This window comes from Mycobacterium sp., assembly GCF_051006775.1.
Classification (GTDB): Bacteria; Actinomycetota; Actinomycetes; order Mycobacteriales; family Mycobacteriaceae; genus Mycobacterium.
In genome coordinates this window covers 1-9,641 of record NZ_JBPCSX010000003.1, presented here as the reverse complement: position 1 = coordinate 9,641, position 9,641 = coordinate 1, and the positions used below count along the sequence as shown (strand labels likewise).

4 protein-coding genes are annotated in these 9,641 nt (G+C 49.2%); all 4 read left to right on the top strand.

Annotated features, from left to right (window positions below; genetic code table 11):
• Nucleotides 1-3 precede the first annotated feature (3 nt).
• Nucleotides 4-3,981 carry an RNase H-like domain-containing protein gene (locus ACR2JI_RS00205; protein ID WP_526386785.1) on the top strand — a complete coding sequence of 1,326 codons (3,978 nt, stop codon included), beginning with the start codon at nt 4-6 and terminating at the stop codon, nt 3,979-3,981.
• A gap of 284 nt (nt 3,982-4,265) precedes the next feature.
• Nucleotides 4,266-6,275 (top strand): hypothetical protein, encoded by a 2,010-nt coding sequence (locus ACR2JI_RS00200; RefSeq protein ID WP_526386781.1) that lies wholly within the window; start codon nt 4,266-4,268, stop codon nt 6,273-6,275.
• A gap of 346 nt (nt 6,276-6,621) precedes the next feature.
• Nucleotides 6,622-7,752, top strand: coding sequence for a hypothetical protein (locus tag ACR2JI_RS00195; RefSeq protein ID WP_526386779.1), 1,131 nt, complete (start codon nt 6,622-6,624; stop codon nt 7,750-7,752).
• 17 nt (nt 7,753-7,769) lie between these two features.
• Nucleotides 7,770-9,641 (top strand): reverse transcriptase family protein (locus tag ACR2JI_RS00190; RefSeq protein ID WP_526386783.1); only part of this gene is annotated, 1,872 nt, incomplete at its 3' end.

Here is a 9,641-nt window from a genome sequence, read left to right as displayed (position 1 = left end):
GTAGTGGCATATCCTCGCTGGAACGTCCCTTTCCACTTAATTGTGGATGCGGCCACCGGCGGTGCCGAAAGCACTGGTGGCATGGGGGCAATTTTGGGTCAAATGAGTGCGAAGAATCAATTTCAGGTTGTTGCGTATGCCAGTCGCTCCCTCAAGGATCATGAGAAAAACTATACGCCGTATGTAGCGGAAATGTGCGCCGCGGCCTGGGCCATACATTACTTCGACATTTATCTACGTGGTCGTAAATTTACCGTTTATACCGACCATAAGCCGTTGGAAACCCTTAAAACGGTCCACCAGCGTACTCTTAATCGTTTGCAAGAACAAATGGGAATGTATGACTTTGAGTTAGTATATAAAAAGGGCTCTGAGATGCCGGCTGACATCCTCTCGCGTTGTCCTATTGATGCCATCGAGGCCGTCTCTTTACAAGATGCCTCTCTCTCTGACCCCTTTTGCATGGAACTCCGGGAGTACATGGCTACGGGCAACTTACCGCCCATGTCTCTCTTTTCGGCACATGTGATAAAAGCGGCACCTTACGCTGCCGACAATAATGGTATCCTGACTCTTTCCCATGATGCTCTTCAGGTGGTGGTTCTGCCCCTCCTTCTGGCTCCTTCCGTTATTGCGGAGGCCCATGGTACTCTGCTCACGGGGCATGGTAGCACAGACAAGACGCTTCGTCGCGTTCGTACGCAGTATTTTTGGCCCTCCATGACCAAGGACGTTGAGGATTTCATCCGGCAATGTCCCCGCTGCCAACGGGTTCTGGGTAAGGCGACCTTCCTTGGCCCCTTACACCCGCTCCCGCTGTGCACGGCTACCAATCAGAGGGTCCATTGCGACCTTTTCGGTCCCCTCAAAACGATTGGTTCCAAGGGTCATGTGCTTTGCATCACTGACGCCCATACTAAGTTTGTTGAGCTCGTTGCCCTCCCGTGCAAGGATGCTAAAGTGGTCGCCGACGCGATTTTTCGCGCCTGGGTTTGCCGTTTCGGCATCCCCGACCAACTTTTCACCGACGGAGGGAAAGAGTTCTGCAACTCTGTAATGGCGACGTTATGTGATTTCCTAGGTATCGAAAAAGGAAAAACCACACCGGCTCATCCACAGTGCAATGCACAGGCCGAGGTAGTAAATAAAACTATAAAGAAATACCTAGCAGCAATGACCGAAAACTCTTTAGAATGGGAAGACCTATTGCCATCGTTGGCGTTTTCCTATAACACGAGTTTTCATAAGACTATTGGGATGGCTCCCGCACAACTAATGTTGGGATACCTCCCAAGAGCACTAATCACCAAAGCTCTCCCCACTTATAGTGAGGAACCTATTTTTGATACACTACGGTACTTTCAGAAGGCTCGCGCATTGGCAAATACAGAAGCCCTGCGAAAAACGGAACAATACCGTCAATATCATGACGCCCGTATCAAGCAAACACGCAAATTTCACGTCGGACAATTCGTCCTTTTAGACAGACGAGTATTTGTAGGCGAAAATGCCAAATTAGCAGATAGATGGGAAGGCCCGTTTATCATTCAAAAGATTTTAAGAAACGGAGTCATTGATATTCTACGAAAAGGAAGAACTTTAAGGGTAAATGTACAGAGGGTCAAACCGCACTTTGCAATGGCCGATATCAAGCCAGCGTTTACAGTTCCTGACCCTAAAAGCGATAAGCTTGATGATCTTTCAGGCCAGCTAGACAACACGTCAGAGCCCGACCCTCCTGACATGGAAGGCCGGCCGGAGGATCTGGAAATTCTCCTTAAAGAGCCAGACCCAGACAAGTTTCCAATCAGTCATCAAGACACTCCCTTCGGAAGACACCCGATGGTGCTACGAAAACGAAGTCGTGAAAAATTGGAAATCTCTGAAGTGCTCCCTCAACCCACGTTGATCAGCAGTATCAACGAAAGATTGATTGAGGCCTATGCCCGACTAGTGAACCTCCAAGCAAATCATATTTTGATTAACGAATTAGATCTGCCCATTCAGGTAAGCACTTTTACCACTAGACGACGCTTTCGACGTCGATGGGAATACCTGCAAAACCTTCCGCCCGCAAAGCGCAATTCCCTCCTTACGGGGGACCCTGAGTTCCAGTTCGACCCCATTGCATACGAATATGTATGGAGTTCCGAACGACCTCGTTTGGACGAGGACATCAAACCTATTTTTGGACATCTGCCGGGCGTCATGGAACATGAACATGAGGGACCCGGCGATGATCATAGTTCGGTTAAAAGTGAGGAATTCTATGATACCCATCCCATAAAGGAGGAGCTCCCCATGATGGAGGATGAGCCTCCACAAGAACCCGGGGAGCCCATGGTAGAAGATTCTACCTTTTATGATATTCAAACACCTCGACGTTCTAGGTCTTCTCCTTCTCCGAGTGCGCCACGGCACAACGCAGAATACACCAAACCCCTCCGTAAAAATCCATGGTATCTACCCGCGGAAAGATGGGATGGGAGACCTCGGACGACGGCCCCGTTCGAGATAGGATGGGAAGGTCCTCCTCGGAATCCTCCAACGACTCCCGGCGAAAACCCACCGTGGGTATCCTCTCACTCCAGCACACCCCCGACTTTCTCCTCCCCCAGGGTGGCAGGATCGTCCATAAAGAAGCCAGTGATTGGACCGCAGCGATTAGAAGTCTTTTCGCCCCAACAAGGTATCTACCGCCCCACTACCGTACTTGGCCGCCAGAGTACTCCTCTACGCCCAGGTATGGGTTCGACTGGTGTCTCTGCCCGTACTGCACCACCCGAGATGTGGTCCCCGCAGACGACCAGGATGCCTCTCTCGAGCTTGCCAGTTGTTTATTACCCCGTTGCCTCTCCTACGCCGGTGAGCATCGCACCGTCTGGATCGACAGACACGAGACGCTTTGCTCTGAGCTACTCGCAGGGGGATACGGAACCCTCCTCCGAGCCGCGTTCGTCGACGGGGGCGAATTCAATGAGTATTGGAATAAACACGCTCGATTCACACACCCGTCAGACACAGGACGTCGCATCAAGAATCAGTTGCAGGCATTCTACCATGCAATCCGAAGCCAGGGATACAGCCTCTCAATCCAGTATGCCCAGTTCTTATGCGACCTGTTTGGGTTCGCCACAGACGAATACCTCAGCTGGGGATACAGAATCAACGCGGACGGCCAATATGTTCCCCATTCAGTCCACCTCGGAGTGGATCCCTCCGGGAAACTGTTATGTGCCAATCCAAATGGCACAACTGCCGTTCCAAGCGATTCCGTTTCACGTCGCTCAGCCTCCGCCGCAAACAACTCTTCCGCCACCGCCAATTGTGCAGGAACCGCCGAAGACGAAGTGGCCAGCATCCGAAGTGACAACGATGACATTGACCTCTTCCATGACCCTGTCCGTGATGTTCTGGAAGAACAATCAACGGTTCATGATGCCGGTCAGATGGGACCCGAACGAATTTCTTCCCACACCAACGACAGGCCTCCCAGTGTTGGTCCAAGCTGGGCCAGTTACGACGATGACCAGGAGCCCTGGTTCTACGCCTTCCCCGCCAAGGAGCCGCCGTTCAAAGTTCCGAACGTCCACGCCGCGGGGATCCTCGACCTCTTGGACCACGCCCGCCAGACGGCAGCACTCTTCACCGTCGCCCCCCAGAGTGTCCTTCCGACATCAGGACCCGCCAACACGGGTGTCCATGATTCGCGATCCGATAACGAACCGCGTCGTCGAAGCAGCAGTCGCCGACCGCCTCCTCGGCGCTCTGGAGAAACTCAGCGTACGGGGCCCTCCGTCACTGTCCCTCTCGCCCATAGGTACGCCAGTGAGGTGGGGCGCTTTCGGTCGTCGCACCACGCCTCCTCCTCCGCCTCCGCCATCCCTCGACGTGTCCCTCGGGGACAAAATGTTGGCTTTCATGGGAGACGACAAACGCCTCATGGACATTCATCGACGCCGTCAGGAATCCCGGCCCTGACTAGGTATGTGTTGCCGCCGCTTCCTCTCCGCCAGCCTATCTCTGTGCCCCCTCCACCTCTGCCCGCTCAGCCTCCTTTGCGTCGTCCTTATGCTCGTACTCGTTCCCCTCCTTTATCCGACGCTACGCTCCTTAAAGCTGCCATCCAACTTGGTTTGGCAACTTCTCTGGTCTCGGGTCTCTTCGTTACGACCCCGGAGCACCTTACGGTTTTTGAGCAGGTGGGGGATGTGGTGCCAGATCTGTCCTACTTGCATGTAGTGATACCAGTAGATCTGGACCAAATGACTTCAATGTTCAACAATGCGGTGAAACTAATGAACGCAGACGCCATAGGTACGGCTAATAGCCAAAAGTTCTCTGATGAATCATGGTACACGCCAAAGAAGGATCGCTGGCACGACATGTTTATTAGACCGATGCCAGACGTTGTAAGAGGAGCAGATGGAGGACCATCCCCAGGACAACACATGAATGTCAGTCTGTACCATGAATTGTTGTATATGAAGGAACGCTTCGAAGACTCGAAAGCGAAGCTCCCGGCAGCATCGGAACTTGCGCAATCCTTGGACACATCAGGACAGGATTATTCGCCATTGCGAGGACCAGATGTCTATCTCCATGGTTTGCAACGAGGGACCTACAACACTTCTGGATTCAGGTCCCGCAGCAAAAGACAGGTTACAGCCTCGAGAATTTTTGGACCCTTAATGCACCAACGACGACAAAAACGTGCCATCTGGGCCGTTATCGCAGCAGGTATTGTGGGTACTATTTTCGGAATCTTTTCAGCAAATCAAATTCATTCCATAACTAAGAATGACCACGCTGAACTATTGGTACAGAATAATGAGGAGCGGGATCATGTGATTCGAAACATTAACGATAGGATCACCAATGTGGTGGCACTAGCGCGAGATAATGCTCATATAAATATCCTAGAAGTAAGATACATGGCCTGGACGGGTATTGTTCGCCACATACAGAAACGTCTGCAACAATGGTTGGACCTCACCCATGACCTCCATAAACATCGATTGCACTCGGGTTGGTTCACAGCAAAGCAAATGGACCACCTCCACAAGATAGTAATGAAGTTCGGACGGGCTAGAAATCTTAAACCTCTAACTGAATTTCCTTCCGACTATTTCCAAATCGATGTATCATTTGTATCGTCACCAAATGACCTGGTGTTAATATTACATGTACCCGCTACCAAATACCCTGACAAATGGAGTATTTACCGGTACCACCCTTTTCCCATTCCGAATCAAGATGGCTACATGACCATGATTTCGGCGCCCGAACCTTTGATTGCAATAGGACCCAATGGGTTGCACAAAGCTCTAACTGAAACTGATCTAGACAAATGCCTCCAACGCAATCATGTCTACATGTGTGAGGCGCCTATCATTACTCTCACCTCTAATGAAGGATCATGTATCGGGGCACTAATGGGTCAACTACCAAACGTAATCACCAAACGGTGTCAAGTTAAACTTGAGGCGCAACGGGAAGTTGTTGTGCAAGCGGGAGAACGCACTTTTGCGATATTCTCTCCCGAAGTATTTACAGCGCAGGGAGAATGTTTAAATGGCACCTCCATAACCAAATACATCACCAGCACGTCCCGTCTTACCTTAGATAGCGGATGCACACTAAGGTTGAAACAACATTTGCTCTCAGCACCCTTTTCTATCATTACCCCTCGTGTCCCCATGGTAGAGAAAACGAATTGGGATACAATGGAGGTTCCCAGGGAATTGTTACGTCATGTGGACGCTCAGGAGATGCGGTTATATAGCACTCTACTGGCAGACAAGAATCTCTCCCTGCAGGTGGAGGATGGTCTGCGTTTGAGTCAAGCCCAGTTAACCAGACTCCACAAGTCACTGGCAAACCAGGTCCATTCAGCTCAGTGGAATCATTTTTGGATAACAGTTGCCATAGCACTGGTCCTGGGAGTAATAGTTTCCGTCATATCATATCTCTGTTGTGCTAGGTACTTTTGCCCCAAACCGGATGTGTCTCTGTCCATTTCGAAACCCGCCTCTCGTCGCGGATCATGGCCACAAACGTATGAAATGCAGCCTGTCAGAGAATCACCCATCATGCGGGAACGCCGACCATCCGCTCGGGTCACCCCTGTTCGTCGGCAGGATTCATACCAAGATGCACGAAGCGAGTTCGGGGATCGCACTTCCATGACGTCGCTCAACAGTAACGATTTCGCCAACGTACTGCATTCTACACTTCGTCATGAACGCAGCGCCCGTAATCCATTTCAAGAATAGGAGGAATATAAGATCTGAATTCTTGTATTCAATTTATAATATTGTATGTACTTTATCTACTATAACTCTATGCATGTCAATGTACTTGTTTTATGGAACGCCTATAAAAGAGGGCGCATTGAAGTGAATAAAGTTAGTTAAGCATTGATGCTGTTTGAATTAGGAACGGTATATGTCATAGATAAACACGGAACTGAAATTGGTGGCAGCGGCTAGTCTCGAACCACGGAGGAGTTGGAAACATCAGATCACTGATTTTCGAACAGGTTTGTTGGAAATCACATTGCTGATAAGAACTGTCTCCCTGTAAGGAGGACTCTGGAAAACCAACTCAGTAGGGTGAAAAATGGCAGCCGTTGACGGACGCGATGCGGACAAGGTCACACGCATCCCATTATGGTTCGCGGACAAGAGCAAAGATACTCTGTCCGCCGAACATTGGCTTCGTAGAGTAGATACTCTACGAACCACTCAAGGATGGAGTAGCATCCAGACCGCAGGAAACGCTCAACAAGCGTTTCGCGGAGAAGCCATGGTCTTTTTAGACTATTTAATAGATCATGGCATAGACATTACGGATTGGGCAGTAATGAGGAATGAATTCCTCTCCTACTTTGGATTCAAGGCTCATGATACGTCGCGTCTCACCAACTTGTCTGTCCGACAAAAGGCCGGTGAACAAGCGACTAGTTTTGGATTCAGGGTAAACGCGACATTGAGAGAATTTGCACAATCCAAACCTGATCGTGCTCCCAACTCTTTGGACTCGCGTTTCCAATCCGTCCCTGCCAACTGGGTACCTTTCTTTCGCCCAGAAGCCAGTGCAGAGGAATTCAAGCAACTCATGGTACAACAATGTTATGAGTTAGCTACGGTCTTCTATGAAGAAGGCACTCGTCATTACAACGATCACTTAGGAAGGACGATTTACCTCAACGGATTATTACCGTCTTTGCAAGTCCTTGCCAAACTACAACCTTCCGACACGCTTAAAGAAGCAGTGGAGGAAACCAAGATTGTAGAGAAATCAGTGAACGGTCCGCTGCAGAGACACGGAGAAATCACTGCAGTGCTTCCGGACGGAAGCGATGACGAGGATGAAGAGGATCCTGAAGATCCACAGGTCAACGCTGCTGGACGCTTTTCTAAGCGATATCCAAAACGCCAAACTCGAGGAAACAAAGGATACTCTCCTTCCTCCAGACCTACTAAGAATTACGGATCCATGGAATGTTGGTATTGTCACAAGAAGAACCACATGCAGAATGCATGTAGATTGAGGATCACACGGGGCGCGTCAATGGTCCCCAGACCACGCTCCGTTCAAGAGATCGAATTGGATCGTATGACCTACCAGGAAATGCCTGAAGAAGAGGACGACGATCCAGAGAATGACAAAACCAATGACTATGCACCCGCCATTAACGCTCTCTCTTTAAACTCAATCGGGTCTCCCATTCGCATACAACGGATGTAGGAGACCAAACGAAATTAATCGGATTCATTGATGGTAAACCTACAATTCAGGTTACTGTCAATGATGTCACGTGCGCATGGCTATTTGATACAGGTGCGGCCGTTTCAGTGATATCAACATCTCTGTACAATGATCTGAAACCTCCTCCTCCCTTACACGCTTCCCCCTTTGCGGTCACAGGGGCAAACAAGAAGCCTTTAAAGATCCTAGGCCAAGTACATATCCACGTTTCCGCCATGGATTTTAAAGGAAGAATCTCTGCCCTAGTATGCTCTGAACTATCGCAACCAGCCATTCTTGGCATGGATGCCATTCGGAAAATGAAACTAGCTCTCAATCCTATTTCTCAAACATATTTTCATGTGCAACAAATTGAGAAAAAGTCGATGTTGGCTAGAGCTTGTAAACGAGACAATTTTCCGCCCTTTGCTCGTCAGCCCATTAAAATTAAGGCGGCTGACAACTTGACCGGGGCAGTCCTGGTCACACAAAACACTTTGCAGTACGATCGTTCGCGTCTACATGTCCCAGATAATGTGACCATGTTCACTAATGGATTAGGTGTAATCGTTGTGAAAAATTGTTCTCCTGTTAGTGTCACCCTCGACAAAGACGACGCAGTCTGTGATGTCGAGTTAATTGAAGATGAAGTCATTAACATCGATTCCACACATTTACTAATGAACATCTCAAAAATGAATGACACTCCGCTTCCCACACCATTAGCTGACAGCAAGTCTAAACAAACCTTTTTAGCTCGCATTAAGCTCAATGTTCCCACAGATTTCTTGGATAAATATCATGCTCTGTTTCTGAAAAATCATGATGTTTTCAGTAAAACTAGAGAGGATTTGGGAAGCGCTAATAATTTCGAGCATACTATTAAACTGAAAAATACGGACCCTATATACCGCAAACAGTTCCGCATACCTGAAGCCCACCAGGATGCTCTGCACACGCAAATTGACGAATGGCTAAAAATTGGTATTATCGAACCATGTTTTAGCCGGTACAACTCTCCCATCTTTGTGGTTCCAAAGAAAGATGGATCATTTCGTTTTGTCCTAGATTACAGGGCTCTTAATGAGAATAGCCTGGAGGATCGTTACACAATGAAGGATGTCGGTGAATGTATAGGGGAAATCGGTAAGGCCGGTTCCACTATCTTTAGTACTATGGACCTCACGTGGGGCTTTCACCAACTCCCTCTGGCATCCAGCTCTCGCCCATACACAGCCTTTACGTGCCCAGGGCGGGGCCAATTTCAATATAATGTCCTCAGCATGGGACTCAAAGGTGGCCCTAGTTCTTTCCAACGAATGATGGAACTGGCCACATTGGGCCTACCTAATGTCATTGTGTACATCGACGACCTACTCATACACACCAGCTCGCACGACGAACACATTAAATGTTTACAACTATTGTTTAACCGGTTGCGGAATGTTAACGTCCGACTGAACCCCGACAAGTGCGAGTTCGGCGCGACTAATGTAAGCTATTTGGGTTTCCGTTTAACTCCCAAGGGTATCCTTCCGGGTACGGATAAACTCAAGGCGGTAAAAGAAATGCCGGCTCCCCAAAGCGTCACCCAAATTCGCCAATTTTTGGGTCTCTGCAATTATTTCCGGGGACATGTCAAGAACTTTGCCACAGTAGCTCAACCCCTTACCCATCTTACAAAGAAGACCACAGGTTGGTTGGGAGGTAAACTTCCACCCGAGGCCCTGCAAGCCTATCATAAGCTACGCGACATTTTGGTCTCAGAACCTGTAGTGGCATATCCTCGCTGGAACGTCCCTTTCCACTTAATTGTGGATGCGGCCACCGGCGGTGCCGAAAGCACTGGTGGCATGGGGGCAATTTTGGGTCAAATGAGTGCGAAGAAT